Raw genomic sequence first — 22,232 nt, 5'->3', positions numbered from 1 at the left:
AAAAATAGCCCTTTAGTAGATTAAAGAATCGGGTTGTCGCCTTCGCCTCTTAATTCTTTCTCGATTTTTTCTACATCGTCCAAAGTGGTATCCAAATAGAAATTAAGTTCTGGAATGATCCGAACCTGTTTCCCCATTTTTTGCCCCATAAAGTTTCTGTATGCAGCTTTGTTTTCCACAATTTCTTTCATGATTGACTTGCGAAATTCGGGAGGGAAAATACTTAAATAAATCTTTGCGATACTTAAATCAGCAGTTACTTTAACATCAGATACACTGATCAAAAAGGTCTGTTTGCTTTCCGAAGCCTGTTTGCGGAAAAATTCAGCAAAATCTTCCTGTATAATTTGGGCGACTTTTCTTTGTCTGTTGCTTTCGTTCATGGCGCAAATTTACTACTTTTGTTTGAATTATTTGGGCGTGCCCTTTTTTTACAGCACCAACATGGCCAACGCCAAAAAAGGTCGGTCTGCGGGCAGTCGCTTTTTTTCGCCAACGTTATCCAGCCGCAGAAAAAGAGCTCCAACAATGCCCTCCGCCCTCACGCAAACCCGATCTAAAATTAAATTTTGTTACAGATAGAAATTATGAATTAAGTTAAGTTTTTATCAACTACCAACTACCAACTATCAACTAATACCTATAACCTACAACCCACAACCTACAACCCACAACCTAACACCATGAAAATAGAACACCTCGGTATCGCCGTAAAATCCTTAACCAACTCAGACGATTTATTCGCTAAACTATTAGGCAAAGAAAACTACAAACAGGAAGCCGTGGAAAGGGAAGGAGTAACCACTTCTTTTTATGAATTGGGAGAAAGTAAAATAGAACTTCTAGAAGCGACCAATCCTGATAGTCCCATCGCCCAATTTCTCGACAAACGTGGCGAAGGAATTCACCACATCGCTTTCGGTGTCGAAAATATTTACACCGAGATCGAAAGATTAAAAGCAGCAGGATTTATTTTTATTTCCGAAGAACCGAAAGACGGCGCCGACAATAAACTCATTGTTTTCCTGCATCCTAAATCCACCAATGGGATTTTAATTGAACTTTGTCAGGAAAAACCTTAAAAAAATTTTGTTTTTTTAGAAAAAACGCTATTTTTGCAAACCCAATTGAGACTGTTATTTCTTCGGAAATTAAGTTAGGCCCTATAACTCAGCTGGTTAGAGTAGCTGACTCATAATCAGCAAGTCCCTGGTTCGAGCCCAGGTGGGGCCACTAAATTGGTAAATAAGCACTTACAGCGATGTAGGTGCTTTTTTTAGTAATGAACCATTTTGTTTACATATTAATTTTGAATTCCTCCAAAAGTTTTTATATTGGAGAAACTGAGGATATGGAACAACGGTTGGTGCAACACAACGCTCATTTTTTTAAAAACTCTTACACTCAAAAACATTCTGACTGGGAAATATATCACTTAATACATTGTGAAAATCGAACGCAAGCCCGTAAAATTGAACATCATATTAAAAAAATGAAAAGTAGAAAATATATTGAAAATTTGAAACAATACCCAGAAATTACTGTTCGTTTGTTGGAGAAATTCCATGTAATATAAGTTGTCGTTTTATTCGAGCCAGTCCCGATAGCTATCGGGAGGGCCACAATATTGGAATAGAAGCACTTACAGTGATGTAGGTGCTTTTTTTTGATGGGTTCAAATTTCTCTTATGTACAATATAGGTACAACAAACTTTTCTCAGAAATATCTTTCTAAGCCTCCTATTTTAAAAACACCGCATTGCATTTCTTTCTATCTTTAAACTATTTAAGTTTTTAATCTTCGGAAGATTAATATTATTTCATGTATATCCGCAAATCGTCATTTATTGTATTTTCTCTGCGGACTTTGCTAAATGAAATACCGTTGCGAAACTCAAAAAACGCGTGTAAAGCAGCATTTTTGTAACTAAATCTTTGCGTCCCGATGACTATCGGGATTGCGTTTAAAATTTACAACATCATTGAAAACGGATATCCATTATTATTTCTTTGCACCTGATAAACTTTGAAAGATATCTGTAACGGTCTTTAAATTGTACTTCGAAAAGATATTAACCCCAAAATACTCTGACATGGAAAATAATAAAACAGTAGACGTTCTGAACAATCTGCTACAGATCACCAACGACCGCTTAGAAGGATTTAAGAATGTGGATGCCAAGATGATTTCCTCTTATCCTAAACTTCGGGACGAGTATGATCACGGGGTGATTCAGTCTAACAGGTTTCGAACAGAACTTTCCACTCTTATTACGGAAAAAGGCGGAGATCCAAATGATACTGCAACGGTTGCAGGAGGTTTGCACAGAACCTGGATCGATGTAAAAAATTCATTGTCTTTCGATAAAGGCGAAGTAACCCTGGAGAATGTTCTTTTTGGTGAGGGTGCCGCGATCAAAGCTTTTGAAAAAGCGCTGGATAGTGGTGATCTTTGTCCGGAAAGCAGCAAGGTTGTTCAGGATCAACTTCATGAACTAAAAGCCTCCTATAGAAAATTCGAAAGCCTGGAGGAAAATAATGAGACAGAGTGATTTTTTTTACGGTTAACATCCGGATTATTCACTGCGCAAGTTGCGGTGAAAAATCCCAATGCCACTATTGATAATGTACTTTCGGCAACTCAATTATTTAGATCATTTTCAGAAAAACAAAACATTCCACAAAAAGTGATTGATAAAATTGAATCTGAATTTATTCAATTATAGATTCTTTCTTAATAGTTGTAGTTCTTTTGTAAACCTTAGAAGCACTTACCTTGAGGTAGTTTTTTTTTCTTATCTCTTCATTAAATAATTCTCGTTGTTAAAATCAATTTGTGGTTGATTCATCTATAGGGCCTTTTTATAATGTGAAGTCCTACATTCAGGATGTAATCTTGTTCATTATATTGCACAATGAAGAATGTTTTATATATTTATGATCCTTAACTAAAATAATGAAATGTAGTGACGGGCTTTTCTAAAGCTTTGAATACAGAATCACTTAAAATGGAGAATAATTTTCCTAAATTTTTATTTTCTTTAGGATTCAGATATGATAAAACGGGATAAAAAGATACTATGAATTTAGGGATATATGAAAGTCTGATAACAGACGCTCTTAAAAAGCGTCTTGACGTAATTGATAGAAATGAATTTTACATTGCTGATCAAAAAAAACTAGATACGAATGAAGCAGTTCATTTTCTTACGATGCATTTAGGGAAAGCGATCAAAAAAGCACTGAACTTAATTAAGTCTGAAAAAAAAGATTTATTGGTTTCAAAACAAATTGAAATTACAAACAAAATTCTGAAATATCTTACACAAGAGATTTCAAGTTATGAATTTAAGGAAGATTTAGTACATGCAGATGGTTTAATTCTAGAAGGTGTTCTTGAAAAATTGAATTCTGATTATACTGATGTCAAGCTTCATTTAAAAGAGATAATGCCACTAACACGATTGACTCAAAGTGAATTATTCACCGGCGGAAATGTAGGTTTATCATTGGATGGAGAATTAAAAAAGGAAATTCGATCTTCTGATAGAATAGATTTATTGGTCTCTTTTATTAAATGGAAGGCAATAGTTATTTTGCGCGATGCGTTTGAAGAATTTACAAAAAGAGGTGGGAAATTACGCGTAATTACAACTACCTATATGGGCGCCACAGATGCAAAGGCAATTCATGAATTATCTAAACTTCCCAATACTGAAATAAAAGTTTCTTACAACAACTCCAATGAACGTTTACATGCAAAAGCTTATTTGTTTTTTAGAAATTCAGGCTTTCATACAGGTTATATTGGGTCCTCAAATTTTTCCAGATCAGCCTTAACAGATGGATTAGAATGGAATGTAAAAGTAACGACCAAAGAAATTCCACATATTATTGACAAATTTCAAAAAACATTTGAATCGTATTGGAACAATGCAGAGTTTGAGTTGTATGATGAGTCTAAGTTAGAGCTTTTAGATAATGCACTTCAAAATAATAAACTAGGGAAGGCAACTTTAGAAATCGTGAGATTTTTTGATTTGAAACCTTATCATTATCAGTCAGAAATTTTAGAAAAGTTAAAGGTTGAAAGAACGGTTCATCATTCATTTAAAAATCTGATTGTCGCAGCAACAGGAACTGGAAAGACAATGATTGCTGCTTTTGATTTTAAAAATTATTTACGTGAAAATCCGAATACTAAATTTCTGTTTATTGCCCATCGAATTGAAATCCTAAAACAATCTCTTCATACATTCAGAAATGTACTTAAAGATCAAAATTTCGGTGAACTGTATGGAAGCGGATATTATCCTACGTCAAAAAATTCAGTCTTTGCAACTGTTCAGACTTTAAGTAAATTAAAATTTGAAACTTTTTGCACCACAAATTATTTTGATTATATAATTCTTGATGAAGCACATCATGGTCAAGCTTCAACCTATCAAAAAATTCTCAATTATTTTAAACCAACTATTCTTTTAGGTCTTACTGCGACTCCAGAAAGGATGGATGGTAAAAGTATTTTGCCAGACTTTAATGATAGAATTGCCGCAGAAATTCGTCTTCCTGATGCACTCAATAATAAACTTCTTTGTCCTTTCCAATATTTTGGAATTTCCGATTCGATCGATTATTCACGGGTTAAATGGACCAACGGAAAATATGATTCGGAGGAACTGACTAAAATTTTTACTCAAAATGATATTAGAGTTGGTGATATTATTAAGAATTTAAATAATTATACAAAAGATTTTAAGTTAGTTTCTGCTGTTGGTTTTTGTATTAGTATCGAGCACGCGAAATTCATGAAACGTAAATTTGAAGAAGTAGGATTAGCAGCTGAATATTTAGTTTCCGAAAATTCATCTAAACGTGAGGAAATTATTTATCAATTTTCCACAAAAAAAATAAACTATTTGTTTGTAGTAGATATTTTTAATGAAGGTATTGATATACCACAAATCGATACCGTATTATTTCTAAGACCTACAGAAAGTTTAACTATTTTTTTGCAACAACTCGGAAGAGGGTTAAGATTAGCAGATGGAAAAGATGTTCTTACCGTATTAGATTTTGTAGGTCAGGCTAGAGATGAATATGATTTCGAAAGTAAATTCCGCGCTTTAATTGGAAAGACAAATACAACAGTTCTAAAAGAAATTGAACAGGATTTTCCGCATTTACCTTTAGGTTGCTCAATAGTACTAGAGAAAAAAGCCAAGGATTTTATTATAGAAAATATTAGAAAGGCGACATCGGTTAAAAAAAGACAATTGGTATTAAAGATTCAAAATTTTCATAATCATACTGATCTGGATTTAACTCTAAGTAATTTTTTGAAAATCTATAATTTAAAATTCCAACAGATCTATAAAAATTATACATTCAATGAGCTCTTAGAAGAAGCTTTGCGTATTCCATTCAACAAGGATAATTATGCAAGTTATAAATCGATGCTTTCAAAAAAAATGATTGCAACAGAATCGTTATCCTATTTTAATTTTATTTTAGAGTTGGCAAATCAAAATTTTGAATTAAAAAAGTTACCAAAGACAGAGAATAATACCTTGATGGGTACCATGCTTTTTTATGACTTTTACCAAACGGCATCAAATGATTTAACATTGGAAGAAGGATTAAGAAAAATCGGAGAAAATAGATCGATGGTTAAAGAAGTGAGGGATTTTCTTTCAATAAAAATTGATCAAATTAATTATGAAGAATTTCCACTTGAAGATTTTTCATTTGCATTCCCGCTAAAACTGCATTCTAGATATACAAGAGATCAAATTTTAGTAGCACTACGTTTAAGTACTCTAAAAAAGAAAAGTTCAAGTCGAGAAGGAGTTGCAGAAAATAAATCTCTTAACTGCGAAGCATTATTTGTGAATTTAAAAAAGTCTGAAGAAGATTTTTCACCAACTACAATGTATGATGATTATGCTATAAATGATTCTTTGTTTCATTGGCAGTCGCAAAATCAAACAGCTGCAACCTCTGAAAAAGGCAAATCGTACATCAAACAATTGGAAAGAAAAAAAACTATTTTACTCTTTGTCCGCGAATCAAAAAGTGATGCAGATGGATTTACAAAAGGTTATGTATTTGTAGGGCCGGTAAATTTCGTTGAATATTCGGGGTCAAAACCAATGTCTATAAAATGGAAGCTTGAGAAAAATTTACCACATTTCCTTTGGCAAGAAAGCGCGAAACTAAATGTAGGTTAGTTATTGCACTAATAAAGTTACATTTTTTTGTAAGACTTAACTTCAACCCAAAATACTTCTTCAATTGACTGAAGCGCGAATTTTAAGTAATTTCCCTTTATGAAAAATGTTTTTAACAGAACTTTTAAAGGCTTTTTACTTAAATTTACACCTTCAATTTCAACCACCAAACCTACCACCATGATCCACAAAAACTTCTACCTCGAAAACCTTTCTGCTTTTGATATTCTCATTGAAGATGAAGATCGCAAACAGGCAGAAGCGGTAATTTATCGGGTATTCAGTATGCTGCAACGGGACAAGATCTGGCTGCGTGACGTCGCTACGGAAGAGGAGATCTTTGAAGAAGATGCTGAACTTTTGGAAGAGGTGGAAGAAGAACTCAACGAACTCGACCAGAAATATGAATTCCGTTTCGACGAGTTTTACAACCTGGTCCAGCAGGAGATGAAGAAGATCCAGTCCACCACAAAAGTCGATCCGAAGCAGGACGATGCTGAAGACGAAGACGAATATGAGGACGATGATCTTTTTTCCGAAGAAGACGGCGATGATTTTGAAGAGGAGGAAGATTCGTATGATGATGATCTTTACGATGAAGATGAAGACGAAGAGGATGAAGATGCCTTCAGTCATCTCTCTGATGAAGAACTGGATCTCATCGAAGATTTTATTCTTTCCAGTGCCAAAACAAGATTTAATTTCCCGCAGTTTGTGCAGGATTTCCCGGATGGAGATGAGGTTTTTGTAGAAGGGGAATTTCTTTTACCCGTTATCGCCGGAAAAGCCTTCGGTGAAACCGATACCGAAATTGCCGAAAAAATGCTCTCTTCTTTCATGATGTTGGGCTATCAAATTGAAATGAATGAACTCATCCAAATGATTCAGCAAAAAGGAAAAGAACTGGGACCTGAGATCCTGGCTTTTAAAATTGCAGCCGATTCTTTGCAGGAAGGTGCGCATCCAAGAGATATCGTTCGTCAGCTTGAACAGTTATTAAGAGGATAATTTTTAAAATGAGAAAAACTGCTTTAGATCGATTATCTTTTAGAAAAAGAATCAACAGTCAGTAATCACATTACCGACTGTGTTATTTCGTGTACGGTACACCTCCTTTAAAATGAGAATACGGATATACCTATTTTGCAGAAAGATGATACATTATTTTTAAGCCATTGAATTCTAGATCTTCACGGTCTGGTTTGTATTTTTTCTATAGTAAAATCCACCATGTGTTTTCGGTTAATACCTGAATTTCTACATCAGAGGAAATGATTTTTAGCAGGAATTTAGATTTTCCTTGCTAACGATTAAATAGTTCACCTGCTTATCTTTAAATTCGCTCTAACAAATCAGGATAAATTTGTCTTAATTTAAAAATAAGATTTTAATACCATCAACTCATCGTTATGAAAAAACATATTCTTGCCTTCGGTACAGTGGTGTTGTTCACATTCTCTGTACAGGCTCAGGTTGACAGTTTGAAGATCAACCTTGATTTCCGGACGCGTGCTGAACTCGACAATGGTCAAAAAACACTAATCCCAAACCACAAAAAAGCCGAAACCAATGTGTTTTCCAGAGCGCAGTTGGGAGTGGATTATTACTGGCAGGATCTGGAGCTGTATATGTCGCTGCAGGATGCACGGGTTTGGGGAGAAGTGTCGTCTACGAATCAACGCAGCGGAAGTTTTAATATTAATGAAGCCTGGGCAAAATATCAGTTCACGAAGAATACGGGTTTAAAGGTGGGCCGACAAATTCTTTCTTACGATGATGAAAGATTGATAGGTGCTTTAGACTGGCAAATGCAAGGTCGAAGTTTTGATGCAGCCAAAGGAATTTTCCGTTTCAATCCACAGTCTAAACTGGAAGCTGTAGTCACCTATAATAATGATGACAACGATGCCAATGATCTACCGGATCGTGAATTCTACAGTATTATGGACGGTGGTGAAAGGACAAAATCAATGCAGATTCTTCACTATCAGTACCTGTGGCCGAAAGCAAGTCTTTCCGTTATTGGATTAAATAATGTAGTTCAGAATATCGACGGTGCACATTACGGCGTACTGACCGTCGGAATGAACGCGAAAAAATATTACGGAAATGTAGGCTTTTTTGGATCGGCTTACTGGCAGACGGGTAAAAATACGTTGGCTCAAAGCAAAAATGCGTATCAGTTTTCAGCCAATGTTGATTTTATTTTGAACCCAAATGTCAATTTTGTTTTGGGTACCGAATGGCTTTCCGGAACAGATTATAACGCAGATCCGTCTAAAAATAGTTCCTTCAGCCCAATGTACGGTACAAATCATAAGTTCAATGGTTTTATGGATTATTTTTTCGTCGGAAATCATTTTAACAGTGTGGGGTTGAAGGACTTTTACTTGAAGTTGACCTGGAAGTTTAATCCAAAAGCAGCCTTGGCTTTTAATATTCATGGTTTTGCCAGCAATGCAAAATTGGGAGATGATGTTGCAAATAATAAAGAATATTCTCGGTATTTAGGAACCGAAGGTGATCTGGTGTTCACTTATAAAGTGGCTAGTATTTTCTCCATGCAACTAGGACATTCTCAAATGTTTGCTGCAGATGGTATGAAACGTCTCAAAAACGTGGCAGATCCCACTTCGATGCAAAGCTGGACCTGGATCGGACTTAACTTTGCGACGCGGTTTAAAGTGAAGTAATATTCTTTAAGAGTTTTCTTTATTAGATCAAAAGTCTTTACTATATCTAAAGCGGCATTTAGCCGCTTTTTTTGTGTCCAAATTGTTATGAAAGTTGAAACTTGAACTGTTTAAAAAAAATATACAGCGAGGTTTTTAGATCCTGTTATTAATATCATCTATCGGTTGCATTGAGATAAAAAACTTGGAAACTAATTTTGTTTTTTAGTTTTCTTTTGTATCTTTGCACCCGAAATATGGACGAAAAAACAATTTTTTTAAGCAAAGCAGCAAACCTGTTTATTGAAAACGGCGCCAAAACCGTGACGATGGATGAGATTGCAAAAGAGTTTGGAATTTCAAAGAAAACCCTTTATCAAAAGTATAAGAATAAAGAGGAATTACTCGAAGAAGTGCTGAAACATAGACTGGAAGTAGTGATCGACCGACTTCAGTATCTTGATGACAACGTAGAAAACGCGATTGAAAGAATGATTTGCAGAGACGAAGAGATCGATAAGGTTTCTCACGCTAATAATAATATTCTGATTCGTCAATTATTAAAATATTATCCTGCGATTTTCCAAAAACATATGTTGAATTTTTCTTCAAAGTTTTCAGAAGTGCTGGTTCATAATATTAAAAAAGGAAGACAACAGGGATTTTACCGCGACGATTTCGATGCAGAAATTTATTCTAAAATTTTCTTTCAGCTTGTAATGTCTTATGACAGTTCGCCCTTTTTTGATACGGCGGTCATTGAAAGAGAACATTTTATGCAGGAAACTCTGATGCTTTATATGAATGCCATTACCACTGAAAAAGGTAAAGAAGTACTGAAAAACGTTCATCAAAAATAATAGTGAATTTCGCAAAATCGTTCCTTGTAAATGCGTGAAAATTCATTTCTAAAGAAGTAAGTTTTAACATCAACTGTAATAAATAACAACAATATAAAATGACCAATTGGAGAAAAATGGCTTTCGTCGGCCTCTTTGCTATCTCAGTTTCCGTACTGAAAGCGCAACAGACCGTCACGCTGAAAGATGCCATAACGTATGCGCTTCAAAATAAAGCCGAAGCACTAAAAGCAAAACTGGATGTCCGGAATGCCGACTACCAAATCATGGAAGCAAAATCGAACGCTTTGCCTCATATTTCGGGGGTGGCAAACCTTACCTACAATCCGCTTTTGCAGAAATCGGCCTTAGATGTTGGTGCCTTCAGTGGTGGGCCTAGTAATATTCAGCTTATTTCTTTCGGGCAGAAATGGAATGCCGGAGCGGGTTTGCAACTGTCGCAGGCGATCTTTGATCAGAAAGTTTTTATTGGACTGAAAGCAGCAAAATCAACCAAAGAATTTTATCAGCTGAACGAACAGCTGACAGAAGAGCAAATTATCGAAAGAGTTTCAAATGCCTATTTTCAGGTTTTTACCATTAAACAGAAAAAGGAAACTTTAGAAAGCAGTTTTGCGAGCAATGAAAAAGCCAGAAATGTGATCAAGAGTTTATTTGATAATGGTTTGGCAAAGAAAGTAGATTTGGACCGAACCAATGTTAATTTGACCAATATCAGCACGGTGATCAAACAGCAACAAAATGGAATTAACCAGGCAGAAAATGCGTTGAAGTTTTACATGGGAATGCCTATTGAAACTCAAATTCAACTGGAAGCAACTGATATGGAAGTTACGCCTCATTTGTTGGCAGACGTGGTTGGAACCGATGACCGAACTGAAGTTCAGATTTTAAACAAACAAAAAGAACTCTTACAGTATAACAAACAGGCGGTGGAAGCGGCTTATTATCCAACCGTTAATTTGAATGCAAATTATAGTTATCAGGCGTTGGGAGATAAATTTCCTTTAACCCACGGGAAAAAAAGTGGGGTATATTGGTCAGATTATTCCGCGATTACTTTAGGCGTGAATATCCCTATTTTTAATGGTTTTGCAACCAAAGCAAGAGTGGCCATGGCGCAGATCGAACTGGATAAACTGGAAGTCGATATGAAAGATACCAAACTTGGTTTGGATCTGTCCTACCAAAATGCCAAATCCCAAATTGAAAACAGCCTTGCAGCTTTAGACAGTCAGAAAGCGAATGTAAGTCTTGCCGAAACGGTGGCTGCCAATACCAAAAGCAATTACCAGTACGGTTTAGCAACGCTTACCGATCTGTTGGAAGCTGAAAATGCTTTGGTCGAAGCTAAAAATAATTATACCAATGCCATTTTGGATTATAAAATTGCAGAGATCGAATTCTATAAATCTAAAGGTGAACTTAAAACGTATTTAAAATAAACTGAACATAAAATTATGTTGAAAGTTTCCTTTTGACATTAAAAAATTAAATATTTACTCATGAAAAAAACTATAATATATATCATCGTAGCTGCGGTACTCATTGGTTTGGGAGCGTATAAGATTGCCAGTAACAAAGCAAATCAAAAGAAAGAAGTAGCAGAAGTTGCAAAGCAGGTGGATAAGATCAATGTGAATGTGGTGACTGCCGCGAGAGAAAATATCAATACCGATTATTCGGCAAACGGAACTTTTATTCCGAAACAGGAAACGAATCAATCGTCGGAGATCTCCGGTCGTATCGTGAATGTATTGGTAAGAGAAGGTTCCAGAGTTGGAGCAGGTCAGGTATTAGCAACCATCAAAAGAGATGCAATCGAAGTTGATCTAAGCCAGGCACAGAACAATTTACAAAACGCGATCATCGATAATCAGCGTTATGAAAATGCTTATAAAACGGGTGGAGTGACCAAACAGCAGTTAGATAATTCCAGATTACAACTGAAAAACATGCAGTCTGCAGTCCGTGCACAAAGCGTGAGAGTTAATGATACCAGCGTAAGAGCAGGAATTAGCGGAATTATTAATAAAAAAATGGTGGAGCCGGGAATGGTCGTTGCACCAGGAACGCCTTTATTCGAGATCGTCAATATCAACAGTTTAAAATTATCTGTTTTGGTGGATGAAAGTCAGATCGGAAGAATTCAAATGGGTCAGACGGTTCCAATTACAGTAAATGTTTTACCTGATGAATCGTTCGCTGGAAAAATTACGTTTATCGCTCCGAAAAGTGACGCGTCTTTGAACTTTCCTGTAGAAATTGAAGTGGCAAACAACGGAAGTTTAAAAGCCGGAATGTACGGAACAGCATTATTCAAAACCAATTACGGGGCTGAAAATCAAAATATGTTAACCGTTCCTGCAGAAGCTTTTGTGAATGGTGTAAGTTCAGGTCAGTTGTTCATCGTTCAAAACGGAACGGCTAAAATGATCAACGTAAAAACCGGAAAAGTGTACGGCAACAAAGTACAGATCATCAGCGGTCTGAATGGAGGAGAACAGGTGATCACCAGTGGACAGATCAACCTGGAGAACGGATCGAAAATAAATATTGTAAAGTAGAAAAATGAAATTAGCAGAAATATCAATCAAAAGACCATCGTTGGTGATCGTTTTATTTACGATACTTACTTTAGGTGGTTTACTCAGCTACTCTATGATGGGGTACGAGCTTATCCCGAAATTTGAAACCAATATGGTAACCATCTCTACGGTATATCCAGGAGCGTCGCCAAGTGAGGTGGAAACTTCGGTTACCCGTAAAATTGAAGATGCCGTAGGATCTTTGGAAAACGTAAAAAAAGTAGAATCATCTTCTTATGAAAGTCTGTCCGTAATTATGGTACAGCTGAATACAGGAGCGGATGTTAATTACGCTCTGAATGATGCACAAAGAAAAGTAAATGCTATTTTATCACAACTTCCGGATGATATCGACGCACCGTCATTAAATAAATTCTCGCTGGATGATCTACCGATTATGACCATGAGTCTTTCCAGTGACAAGTTGAATAACAGAGAACTTTATGATCTTTTAGATAAAAAAATTGAACCTATTTTCTCCCGTGTGAGTGGTGTTGCGCAAGTTGACCTTGTTGGTGGACAGGAGCGCGAGATTCAGGTTAATATTGATGAGAAAAAATTACAGGGCTACAATATCTCTATTGGAGAAGTGCAGCAAGCCATCCTTTCTTCCAATTTAGATTTTCCAACAGGAAGTTTAAAATCGAGAACCTCAAAATCGACGATTAGATTATCAGGGAAATATAAGTCGATCGAAGAAATGAGCAATCTGATTATTACCAGTAAAAATGGAGCTCAGGTTAGACTTTCAGATGTTGCCAGCGTTTTTGATACGCAACAGGATGTAGAAAAAATTGCACGATTTAATCAGAATCCTACGATTTTGATGCAAGTGAAAAAGCAGTCGGATGCCAATGCTGTTGCCGTTTCTGAAAATGTTCAGAAAACAATAGCAGAAGTGGTGAAAAATTATGCCGTGCAAGGCGTTAAAGTGAAAATTGTTGATGACAGTACAGATTTTACCTTAGCAGCAGCAGACCATGTGATCTTCGATTTGGTGATTGCGGTTATCTTGGTGGCCATCGTAATGTTGCTTTTCCTTCATAACATTAGAAACGCATTCATCGTCATGGTTTCTATTCCGTTATCGTTGATCGCGACTTTTATCGGAATGTATTTAATGGGTTATACCTTAAACTTAATGAGTTTATTAGGACTTTCCCTCGTGGTTGGTATTTTGGTGGATGATGCCATTGTGGTTCTGGAAAACGTTTACCGACACATGGAAATGGGTAAAAGCAGAATTCGTGCAGCTTACGACGGTGCCTCAGAAATTGGATTTACCGTAACCGCCATTACTTTGGTTATTGTGGTGGTTTTCTTACCAATCGCGATGAGTTCCGGGTTGGTGTCAGATATTTTAGCGCAGTTCTGTGTTACGGTGGTAATGGCGACTTTGTTCTCATTGTTGGCTTCGTTTACCATTATTCCGTGGTTGTCTTCCAGATTCGGGAAAGTAGTACATCTTACGGGTAAAAATCCTTTTGAAAAATTCATTCTTTGGTTTGAAGGACAACTCGATAAATTCACCCATTTTATTACAGGAATTCTCGAATGGTGTTTGAAAACCGGCTTACGAAGAATTATGACGGTTGTCATCACCTTCCTTATTTTAATCTCTTCCTTTATGTTGGTTGGATTCGGTTTCATCGGTGGAGAATTCTTCCCGAAAATGGACCGTGGACAATTCTTAGTACAAATAGAATTGCCTAAAGATGCTACCATTGAAAAAACCAATCAGGTAACTTTAAATGTTGAAAAATATTTAAGAGATAATAAAGATGTGGTCGATTTAATTACCACGGTAGGTCAGCAATCTTCAGGATTTGGAGCTTCGCAGGCTACGGTTTATCAGGCAGAAGTTCAGGTAAACTTAGTTGATAAATCAGAACGTGCACAAAGCACCGATATCTTGGCAGCAAAATTCAAGAGAGATCTTGAAGAAAAGTTTACCGGTGTTGAATTTAAAACCGCCCCGATCGGATTAATGGGAGCAGATAATGCCCCGATCGAGATGGTCGTAACGGCTGCAGATAACGAAACTGCAAACAAAGAAGCCAACAGGATCTTAGAATTACTGAAAAAAGTTCCAGGAGCAGTAGATGCAGAATTGTCAACTGATACAGGAAGTCCGGAAGTCCGTGTGAATATTGACCGTGATAAAATGGCAACTTTAGGTCTTAACCTTTCAAGTGTTGGACAATCGATGCAAACGGCGTTTAACGGTAATACCGACGGAAAATTCCGGGCAGGTGAATATGAATATGATATCAACATCCGTTTTGCAGACAATAACAGAAAGTCCATTGATGATGTAAGAAACTTAATGTTTACGAACAATAATGGAGAGCAAATCAGATTAACCCAGTTTGCCAATGTAGACATGAGTTCAGGACCGAGTTTGCTTCAACGTAGAGACAAATCACCTTCTGTAAAAGTACTTTCAAAAGTAGTAGGTCGCCCGGCGGGAGATGTTGCTAATGAATGGGCGGACCAGTTCATGAATAACGAGAAAACAAAACCAGCCGGTGTTAATTATATCTGGAGTGGTGATATGGAAAACCAGACCGAAGGTTTCGGTACTTTAGGGATCGCTTTATTAGCGGCTATTGTATTGGTTTATCTGGTAATGGTATCACTGTATGATAGCTTCGTTTATCCGTTTGTGGTCTTGTTCTCCATTCCTTTGGCTTTGATCGGAGTAATGGTGATTTTAGCGTTAACCAATAATTCCATCAATATCTTTACGATGTTGGGGATGATCATGTTGATCGGTTTGGTGGCGAAGAATGCGATTATGATCGTCGATTTCGCCAATATGCGAAAAGCAGCTGGAGCCAATACTCATGATGCATTGATCCAGGCAAATCACGCGAGACTTCGTCCGATTTTGATGACCACGATCGCGATGATCTTCGGGATGCTACCAATTGCTTTGGCAAAAGGTGCAGGAGCCGAAATGAACAACGGTCTGGCTTGGGTAGTGATCGGTGGTTTAACCTCATCATTATTCCTTACCTTGATCATCGTTCCTGTAGTATATTCCCTTTTCGATTCTATGTTGAGAAGAATGGGTAAAGACGAGAAAGTAGATTACGAAGGCGAAATGAAAGCCGATTATGAACACAAAGAATTAAGCGACGACGGATTTACTCCGAAACATCAGCTTTAATTATATATTAGTTAATTTGGTTATGAAAGCCGTTTCAGTGATTGAAACGGCTTTTTTATTGGAGTATTATTGGATAACACCGTTCATAAGCGCTCTTGGATTTTCTTACAAAATCATACTCAACAGAATTCTCAGCAAATTTTGCAGAACATTTTAGAAAAATCCCTTTGCTAGGTGGAACGCCTTTGCGCCTGTAATTTATATAGAGTTTTTTAAACGTTGAGTCGTTGCGTCAAAATCTTTGTTTAATTGCGAGCAAAACTTACAAAATCATACTCAACTGAATTCTTTTTCTGGCCTCATCCACTTCCGTCACTTTCACCTGAACATGTTGATGTAGTTTTACGACTTCATTCACATCAGATACGAAACCTTCTTTGAGTTGAGAAATATGAACTAATCCACTTTCTTTAATTCCAACATCAACGAAACATCCGAATGCGGTAATGTTATTGACAATTCCGGGAAGGATCATGCCGGGTTTCAGGTTTTTAATAGATTTTACGGTAGGATCAAATTCAAATACCTTCGCTGCTTTTCTCGGATCCAATCCGGGTTTTTCAAGTTCTTTCAAAATATCTTTAATTCCTAAAATACCAATTGTTTCGGTGATATAATTTTCAGGACTGCCGGATTTTATCAATTCTTTATTGGCGATGAGGTCGTTCGTTTTAACGCCTAAATCTTTCGCCATTTTTTCTACAATCGAATATGCTTCCGGATGAACTGCCGAATTATCTAAAGGATTTTTACCGTGAGTTATTCTGATAAAAGCAGCCGCCTGTTGATACGCTTTTTCGCCCAATCTCGGAACTTTCTTCAACTGTTTTCGGTCTTCAAAAGCGCCATTTTCTGCGCGATAATTCACGATGTTTTCTGCCATCTTTTCGCCAATTCCAGAAACATAACTTAACAAGGATTTACTCGCCGTATTCAGATTAATTCCGACCGAATTCACACATTTCATCACGGTAGAATCCAGTTCATTTTTAAGTTGTGTTTGGTCCACATCGTGTTGGTATTGTCCGACACCAATTGACTTTGCATCAATTTTAACGAGTTCTGCTAATGGATCGGATAATCTTCTACCAATCGAAATTGCACCTCGAACCGTCACATCATAACTCGGAAATTCATCTCTCGCAATTTTACTTGCAGAATAAACTGAAGCTCCAGCTTCTGAAACGATGAAAACCAATGGCGGTTTATCGAAAGCAATTTTCTTAATAAAGAATTCTGTTTCCCGACTCGCCGTTCCATTTCCAATCGAAATCGCTTCAATATTATAAGCATTTACCATGGAGCGGATTTTCTTCATTGCCATTCCCGCATCATTTTGTGGAGCGTGCGGATAAATGGTTTCGTTGTGCAGTAAATCTCCTTTCTCATCTAAACAAACGACTTTACACCCGCTTTTAAAACCTGGATCGATAGATAAAATCCGCTTTTCTCCTAAAGGTGGAGCGAGTAGAAGTTGCCGCAAATTTTCAGCAAATATTTCGATTGCTTTATGGTCGGCTTTTTCTTTGGCTTCCTGCAAAGCTTCGTTTGAAATTGCGGGCTCCAGCAATCTTTTATAACAATCTTTTATGGCTAATGAAATTTGATCTGCGCATTCATTATTCGATTTAATAATAGAGTTTTCTATAAAATCAAGCGCTTCCTCTTTATCAATTTCTATTTTCGTTTTTACAAAACCTTCAGTTTCAGCTCGCAACATGGCCAGTAATCGATGTGACGGAATTCTGTTCAGACTTTCTTCCCACTCAAAATATTGTGAAAATTTCTGAGCTGCTTCATCCTCTTTTTTCGTTTTCACAACTTTTGAAGCAATAACCGCTTTCCGTTGAAACAAGCGACGCAGATTTTTACGGACATACATATTCTCATTGATCCATTCTGCCATAATATCTCTCGCACCTTGCAGCGCGTCCTCTTCCGTAGCCACTTGATCGTTCAAATATCTTGATGCTAAATGCTGAAGGTCGTTCGCATTTTGACTCATAATCATCCTCGCTAATGGTTCTAAACCTTTTTCTTTCGCCGAATCCGCTCTGGTTTTTCTCCGTTTTTTGAAAGGTAAATACAAATCTTCCAATTCCTGAAGATCAAAACTTTGTTCAATTCTTTGTTTTAATTCTTGCGTTAAAGCATTCTGTTCTTCAATTGATTTTAAAATAGTTTCTTTCCGTTTGATGATTTCCTCAAACTGTTTGTTGAGTTTTGAAATTCCCTCGATCTGAACTTCATCTAAATTTCCGGTAGCATCTTTTCGGTATCTTGATATAAATGGAATGGTGCAGTCTTCAGCCAAAAGTTTAAGGGTCGCTTTAATACTGTTGTCAGATAATTGAAGAGATTTTTTAATATAATCAATGGAATTCATGCGTCATTTTTAGAGGTGCTAAAATAGTAAGTTTAAGAGCAAATGAAAGATTGTTTTCCTGAAATTAAAAAGTTTCTGAATGAATTTTCGAAATCTAATTGATATTGAAAAAGATAAAATAAGACAATAGATAAAATAAATGAACGTTCATTCTTTTTTTTATTATCTTTGTTACATAGAATAAAAGACAAGTAAAATGAAAGTAATAGTTTGGGTGATCGTGAGTATCCTTTTAGCATTTTTAATGATGGTTGCAGGTGTTTATCATTTATTTAACCCCGAATTTTATGTTCCCATTGTTCCGTCCTTTTTACCGTTTCCGTTGGCAATCGTTTATGGGTCAGGAATGGTGGAGTTACTTTTGGGAGTTATCACTTTGTTTTTAAATCATAAATATACCAAGTACGGAATGTTAGGTATTTTTATTTTGATGGTTATTTTCTTGCCACTTCATATTGCAGATGCTTTAAAAGATCAACCCGTTATCGGAAGCCATACGGTAGCATATGTGAGATTGGTAATTCAATTTCTTTTGATTTGGCTTTCCTGGAAATCGTTCAAATTTACTTCACTTGCAAAATGGAATCATGATTAAAAAAGAAAAGATAGTAGACAAAAGAACTGCGCTTTTAAATGCGACATTAACTTTGGTGAATAATCACGGTTTTCACAATGCACCGATGTCTAAAATTGCGAAATTGGCAGGCGTTGCTCCAGCTACGATTTATCTCTATTTTGAAAACAAACAGGATCTTGTTAACAAGTTGTATTTGGAGGTTAAGGAATCTTTTAGCAGTTGTGCTTTCAAAGGTTATACCGAAAATCTATCGGTGAAAAAAGGTTTTGAATTGATCTGGTCTAACATTGCCAATTATAAATTATCACATATCAAAGAAGCAAACTTTTTATCGCAATGCGACAACAGTCCAATGATTGAGGAGGACATTAGAGTAGAAGGGTTGAAACATTTACAGCCTTTACTCAATTTGTGGGGAAAAGGAAAAAAAGAGAGGATTATAAAACCGCTTTCAGACTACGTGTTATATGCTTTTACAATTTATCCGCTGTCTTTTTTATTAGGAATGCAGGAAAGAGCTATTTACACTTTAAGTGAAGAAGCAAAAGAAGAAATTTTTCAAGCAGTGTGGGATGCGATACGCACCCGACCTTAAGTTATAATTAATACTAAAATAAAAAATATGAACAATTTTAAATATAGAAATCCAACAAAAATATTATTTGGTAAAGGTCAAATAGAAAATCTTCCAACAGAAATCCCCGCAAATTCAAAAATACTGATGCTTTACGGCGGTGGAAGTATTATGAAAAATGGAATTTACGAACAAGTGAAAAATGCTCTTTCTGACTACGAAGTTGTAGAATTTGGTGGAATTCCAGCCAACCCAGAATACAATGTTTTATTGGACGCTTTAAAGGTGATTAAAGCGGAAGATATCACTTATCTTTTAGCAGTTGGTGGTGGTTCTGTAATCGATGGAACTAAATTTTTATCAGCAGCAGCTTTATACGAAGGTGAAACGCCGTGGGATTTATTAACCAATAAAAAACCAGTGACAGAAGCAATGCCTTTTGCAACGGTTTTAACACTTCCTGCAACTGGGTCAGAAATGAATTCAGGTTCCGTAATTACGAGAGCAGAAACCAAAGAAAAATTAGGTTTTGGTGGACCGGGAATGTTTCCACAATTCTCCGTTTTGGATCCGGAAGTGATTAAATCTATTCCTCAACGTCAATTGGCAAATGGAATCGCAGATGCTTTCACCCACGTGATGGAACAATATATGACCTATCCAATTGGTGCGAAATTACAGGATCGTTTTGCAGAAAGTATTATGCAGACTTTAGTTGAAGTGGCTCCGGCTATTATGAAAGATCCTTCAGATTATGAAGCGGCGTCTAACTTTATGTGGAGTTGTACGATGGCTTTGAACGGATTAATCCAGCAAGGAGTTCCGGGAGATTGGGCAATTCACTCGATGGGACACGAATTAACAGCGATGTACGGAATTGATCACGCGAGAACGTTAGCAATTTTAGCCGGAAATCATTACCGTTATAATTTCGAAACCAAGAAAGAAAAATTAGCACAATATGCAGAACGTGTTTGGAATATTACCGATGGAACTTTAGAAGAAAAAGCGCATGCTGGAATTGACAAAACAGATGAGTTCTTCAAATCTTTAGGAATCGATATTAAATTATCAGAGTACACCAAAGACTATTCAGAAACCGGAAGTGCTGTTGCAAAACGTTTTACTGAAAGAGGTTGGGAAGGACTTGGAGAGCACAAATCTTTGAAACCTTCTGACGCTCAGAAAATCATTGAAATGAGCTACTAGTAATTAAAAATTAAGAATTAACAATTAAAATAGATATAATGAAAATATTATTTGTTCTTACTTCCCACTCAGAATTGGGAAATACCGGCGAGAAAACCGGATTTTGGATCGAAGAATTTGCAAGTCCTTATTACTACTTAGTTGATAAGGGAGTTGAGGTGACTTTAGCTTCGCCAGAAGGTGGTCAACCACCGATTGATCCTACAAGCGACAAACCGGAAAATCAAACGGAATCAACCATCAGATTTAAAGCTGATGCAGCTTTACAGGAAAAATTAAGTAAAACGCATAAACTTGCTGAGGTTTCTTCAGATGACTACGACGCCGTATTTTATCCTGGTGGTCACGGACCGTTATGGGATTTGGCAGAAAGCGTAGATTCTGCGAAGTTGATCGAAAGTTTTTACTATACCAATAAACCTGTTTCTTTTGTTTGTCATGCTCCGGCAGCTTTGAAACATGTGAAAAGTACGAATGGAGAACCTTTGGTAAAAGGTAAAAAAGTAACAGGATTTACCAATACCGAAGAAGCTTTGGTAAAACTGACTGACGTTGTTCCATTCCTAGTGGAAGATATGTTAAAGGAAAATGGCGGAATCTACAGCAAAGCAGGCGATTTTGAACCTTACGCTTTAGAAGATGGTTTATTGATCACGGGTCAAAATCCAGCTTCCTCCGAAAAAGTAGCTGAAATGTTACTAGCTAAACTTCAAAAATAAATCGATTCGTTTCGACTACTAATTAAAATGTTCCAAAGTGAGTTTTCACTTTGGAACATTTGTTTAGAAAAATCAAGTTTTCCTTATTGGAGTAGAATTTTTCAATAACAGATTGAATTATTATTCACCGAAAATTCACGCTTATTTCTTATTCTTTTTCATGAAAGCCACCATTTCTGCGGAGCGTTTATTCCACGGGAAAAAGTATTGCAAGATCATCGGAATGTGTTTTTTATTTAGGATAATCGGTTTTACTTCAGGTTGAAATTTATTTAATTCCGTAAGAAAATGTTCATTTGCAGTCGTAATGGAAGGATAGGTTTTTGAACCCACATAAATTAAAAACGGCGGTGACTTTTCATTTAAAAAATAAATAGGAGACGCTTGATACCAGTTCTTAGGATCGTTGCTCCACGTCGCTAAATAATCATCTTCTGTTGTGGGTGGATATTTCTCTAAATAATCTTTCATATCAATTCCAGCGGCATCATTTAAAATAATACCTGAAATAGAGTTTTCAGCAACCTCGAATTTCGGATTTAATACCGCAGACGCTACCAATTGTCCACCCGCAGAATGCCCAGTCACAAAAATTTGACTTGCATCACCGTGATATGTATTGATGTTTTTTTGAACCCACATGATTGCGGTAGCAATTTTGGTCGTCATTTGGTCGATATTCGCCGTTGGACTTAAAGTATATTCCAGAATAACGGTGATGACGTCTTTCTTTGCAAAGTTTCTCCCGAAAAAACCGTACTGATCTTTATTGCCACTATTCCAGTTTCCACCATGCACGAAAATTAAAACCGGAAATTTTTTATGGTCAGAATTATTGGGCACGAAAATATTGAGTTTCAAATCTTCTTTGTTCGACGATTGTCCATAGATGACATCTTTGTATTTTCTAGACTGACAGCTCATCACGAGTAAAGATCCAAGCATAAGATAAATTATTTTTCGCATATTTAAAAATACGAGTTTTAGATGGATTTGGTTTCAAAATTTAAAGAAATAATAGCACTTCCATTTAATAAATAGTACTACTACTCCCATGCTTCGAAAGCACAAAAAACCTTGAATTGCTAAGTCCAAGGTTTTATATAAGTACAACTTAAGTTTAAGTTTTAATAAAGGTTACATCGTTTCAAAAACAGCAAATACTTTATTGGCAGCGTCTTTTAAAATCAAATTCTTACCTTTTACGGTGTTATCACCACTTTCTTACCATTTAATTCTAGCGGT

At 36.4% G+C, this 22,232-nt stretch carries 17 protein-coding genes and 1 tRNA gene; 15 read left to right on the top strand and 3 right to left on the bottom strand.

Features of this window, described 5'->3' with window-relative positions:
- Positions 1-20 precede the first annotated feature (20 nt).
- Complete coding sequence (rbfA, locus tag FNJ88_RS01680) at positions 21-383, bottom strand: 30S ribosome-binding factor RbfA (protein WP_143851433.1); 363 nt, start codon at positions 381-383, stop codon at positions 21-23.
- Between the two features lie 300 nt (positions 384-683).
- Here rbfA and mce point away from each other — a divergent pair, with 300 nt between their 5' ends.
- The 11 genes from mce (at position 684) to FNJ88_RS01625 (ending at position 15,522) form a co-directional block, all read left to right on the top strand.
- A complete protein-coding gene (gene mce, locus FNJ88_RS01675) occupies positions 684-1,082 on the top strand; it encodes a methylmalonyl-CoA epimerase (RefSeq protein WP_143851432.1) in 399 nt (132 codons plus the stop codon).
- A 77-nt stretch (positions 1,083-1,159) separates the two neighbouring features.
- Positions 1,160-1,233: transfer RNA gene (locus FNJ88_RS01670), tRNA-Ile, on the top strand.
- Positions 1,234-1,282: 49 nt separating this feature from the next.
- Entirely contained in the window at positions 1,283-1,576 is a 294-nt protein-coding gene (locus FNJ88_RS01665; RefSeq protein ID WP_143851431.1) for a GIY-YIG nuclease family protein, read from the top strand.
- 517 nt (positions 1,577-2,093) lie between these two features.
- Positions 2,094-2,552: a PA2169 family four-helix-bundle protein gene (locus FNJ88_RS01660; protein ID WP_143851430.1), complete on the top strand. Its 459-nt coding sequence runs from the start codon at positions 2,094-2,096 to the stop codon at positions 2,550-2,552.
- A gap of 528 nt (positions 2,553-3,080) precedes the next feature.
- On the top strand, positions 3,081-6,230 hold the full coding sequence (locus tag FNJ88_RS01655; protein WP_143851429.1) for a DEAD/DEAH box helicase: 3,150 nt from the start codon (positions 3,081-3,083) through the stop codon (positions 6,228-6,230).
- A 99-nt stretch (positions 6,231-6,329) separates the two neighbouring features.
- Positions 6,330-7,238, top strand: coding sequence for a hypothetical protein (locus FNJ88_RS01650; RefSeq protein ID WP_143851428.1), 909 nt, complete (start codon positions 6,330-6,332; stop codon positions 7,236-7,238).
- A 401-nt stretch (positions 7,239-7,639) separates the two neighbouring features.
- Complete coding sequence (locus FNJ88_RS01645; RefSeq protein ID WP_143851427.1) at positions 7,640-8,923, top strand: alginate export family protein; 1,284 nt, start codon at positions 7,640-7,642, stop codon at positions 8,921-8,923.
- A gap of 236 nt (positions 8,924-9,159) precedes the next feature.
- Positions 9,160-9,762: a TetR/AcrR family transcriptional regulator gene (locus FNJ88_RS01640; RefSeq protein WP_143851426.1), complete on the top strand. Its 603-nt coding sequence runs from the start codon at positions 9,160-9,162 to the stop codon at positions 9,760-9,762.
- Between the two features lie 98 nt (positions 9,763-9,860).
- Positions 9,861-11,207, top strand: coding sequence for a TolC family protein (locus tag FNJ88_RS01635; RefSeq protein ID WP_143851425.1), 1,347 nt, complete (start codon positions 9,861-9,863; stop codon positions 11,205-11,207).
- 60 nt (positions 11,208-11,267) lie between these two features.
- Positions 11,268-12,329, top strand: a complete 1,062-nt coding sequence (locus FNJ88_RS01630) for an efflux RND transporter periplasmic adaptor subunit (protein ID WP_143851424.1) — start codon at positions 11,268-11,270, stop codon at positions 12,327-12,329.
- 4 nt (positions 12,330-12,333) lie between these two features.
- Positions 12,334-15,522, top strand: coding sequence for an efflux RND transporter permease subunit (locus FNJ88_RS01625; protein ID WP_143851423.1), 3,189 nt, complete (start codon positions 12,334-12,336; stop codon positions 15,520-15,522).
- Between the two features lie 262 nt (positions 15,523-15,784).
- Here FNJ88_RS01625 and FNJ88_RS01620 read toward each other — a convergent pair whose 3' ends face one another.
- Positions 15,785-17,908 (bottom strand): Tex family protein, encoded by a 2,124-nt coding sequence (locus FNJ88_RS01620; RefSeq protein WP_143851422.1) that lies wholly within the window; start codon positions 17,906-17,908, stop codon positions 15,785-15,787.
- A gap of 196 nt (positions 17,909-18,104) precedes the next feature.
- On the opposite strand from FNJ88_RS01620, the gene FNJ88_RS01615 reads away from it, so the two are divergent.
- Genes FNJ88_RS01615 through FNJ88_RS01600 form a run of 4 tightly spaced genes read left to right on the top strand, consistent with a single transcriptional unit; the run spans position 18,105 to position 20,987 of the window.
- A complete protein-coding gene (locus FNJ88_RS01615) occupies positions 18,105-18,503 on the top strand; it encodes a hypothetical protein (protein WP_228414548.1) in 399 nt (132 codons plus the stop codon).
- On the top strand, positions 18,496-19,080 hold the full coding sequence (locus FNJ88_RS01610) for a TetR/AcrR family transcriptional regulator (RefSeq protein WP_143851421.1): 585 nt from the start codon (positions 18,496-18,498) through the stop codon (positions 19,078-19,080). Before FNJ88_RS01615 ends, FNJ88_RS01610 begins: the two co-directional genes overlap by 8 nt.
- Before the next feature lie 27 nt (positions 19,081-19,107).
- The gene (locus FNJ88_RS01605; RefSeq protein ID WP_143851420.1) at positions 19,108-20,268 is read left to right on the top strand and encodes an iron-containing alcohol dehydrogenase; all 1,161 of its coding nucleotides are present in this window, start codon (positions 19,108-19,110) and stop codon (positions 20,266-20,268) included.
- 38 nt (positions 20,269-20,306) lie between these two features.
- Positions 20,307-20,987 (top strand): type 1 glutamine amidotransferase domain-containing protein, encoded by a 681-nt coding sequence (locus tag FNJ88_RS01600; protein WP_143851419.1) that lies wholly within the window; start codon positions 20,307-20,309, stop codon positions 20,985-20,987.
- A 141-nt stretch (positions 20,988-21,128) separates the two neighbouring features.
- Here the strand turns inward: FNJ88_RS01600 and FNJ88_RS01595 are convergent, their stop codons facing one another.
- Positions 21,129-21,953: an alpha/beta hydrolase gene (locus FNJ88_RS01595; protein WP_143851418.1), complete on the bottom strand. Its 825-nt coding sequence runs from the start codon at positions 21,951-21,953 to the stop codon at positions 21,129-21,131.
- Between the last annotated feature and the right edge of the window lie 279 nt (positions 21,954-22,232).

Origin of the sequence: Chryseobacterium sp. SNU WT5 (genome assembly GCF_007362475.1) — a bacterium.
Classification (GTDB): domain Bacteria; phylum Bacteroidota; class Bacteroidia; order Flavobacteriales; family Weeksellaceae; genus Kaistella.
This window is presented reverse-complemented; position numbering and strand designations above follow the sequence as displayed.

Coding starts and splice junctions, on each gene's coding strand:
- rbfA (WP_143851433.1), bottom strand. CDS start 383: ATGAACGAAAGCAACAGACAAAGAAAAGTCGCCCAAATTATACAGGAA.
- mce (WP_143851432.1), top strand. CDS start 684: ATGAAAATAGAACACCTCGGTATCGCCGTAAAATCCTTAACCAACTCA.
- FNJ88_RS01665 (WP_143851431.1), top strand. CDS start 1,283: ATGAACCATTTTGTTTACATATTAATTTTGAATTCCTCCAAAAGTTTT.
- FNJ88_RS01660 (WP_143851430.1), top strand. CDS start 2,094: ATGGAAAATAATAAAACAGTAGACGTTCTGAACAATCTGCTACAGATC.
- FNJ88_RS01655 (WP_143851429.1), top strand. CDS start 3,081: ATGAATTTAGGGATATATGAAAGTCTGATAACAGACGCTCTTAAAAAG.
- FNJ88_RS01650 (WP_143851428.1), top strand. CDS start 6,330: ATGAAAAATGTTTTTAACAGAACTTTTAAAGGCTTTTTACTTAAATTT.
- FNJ88_RS01645 (WP_143851427.1), top strand. CDS start 7,640: ATGAAAAAACATATTCTTGCCTTCGGTACAGTGGTGTTGTTCACATTC.
- FNJ88_RS01640 (WP_143851426.1), top strand. CDS start 9,160: ATGGACGAAAAAACAATTTTTTTAAGCAAAGCAGCAAACCTGTTTATT.
- FNJ88_RS01635 (WP_143851425.1), top strand. CDS start 9,861: ATGACCAATTGGAGAAAAATGGCTTTCGTCGGCCTCTTTGCTATCTCA.
- FNJ88_RS01630 (WP_143851424.1), top strand. CDS start 11,268: ATGAAAAAAACTATAATATATATCATCGTAGCTGCGGTACTCATTGGT.
- FNJ88_RS01625 (WP_143851423.1), top strand. CDS start 12,334: ATGAAATTAGCAGAAATATCAATCAAAAGACCATCGTTGGTGATCGTT.
- FNJ88_RS01620 (WP_143851422.1), bottom strand. CDS start 17,908: ATGAATTCCATTGATTATATTAAAAAATCTCTTCAATTATCTGACAAC.
- FNJ88_RS01615 (WP_228414548.1), top strand. CDS start 18,105: ATGAAAGTAATAGTTTGGGTGATCGTGAGTATCCTTTTAGCATTTTTA.
- FNJ88_RS01610 (WP_143851421.1), top strand. CDS start 18,496: ATGATTAAAAAAGAAAAGATAGTAGACAAAAGAACTGCGCTTTTAAAT.
- FNJ88_RS01605 (WP_143851420.1), top strand. CDS start 19,108: ATGAACAATTTTAAATATAGAAATCCAACAAAAATATTATTTGGTAAA.
- FNJ88_RS01600 (WP_143851419.1), top strand. CDS start 20,307: ATGAAAATATTATTTGTTCTTACTTCCCACTCAGAATTGGGAAATACC.
- FNJ88_RS01595 (WP_143851418.1), bottom strand. CDS start 21,953: ATGCGAAAAATAATTTATCTTATGCTTGGATCTTTACTCGTGATGAGC.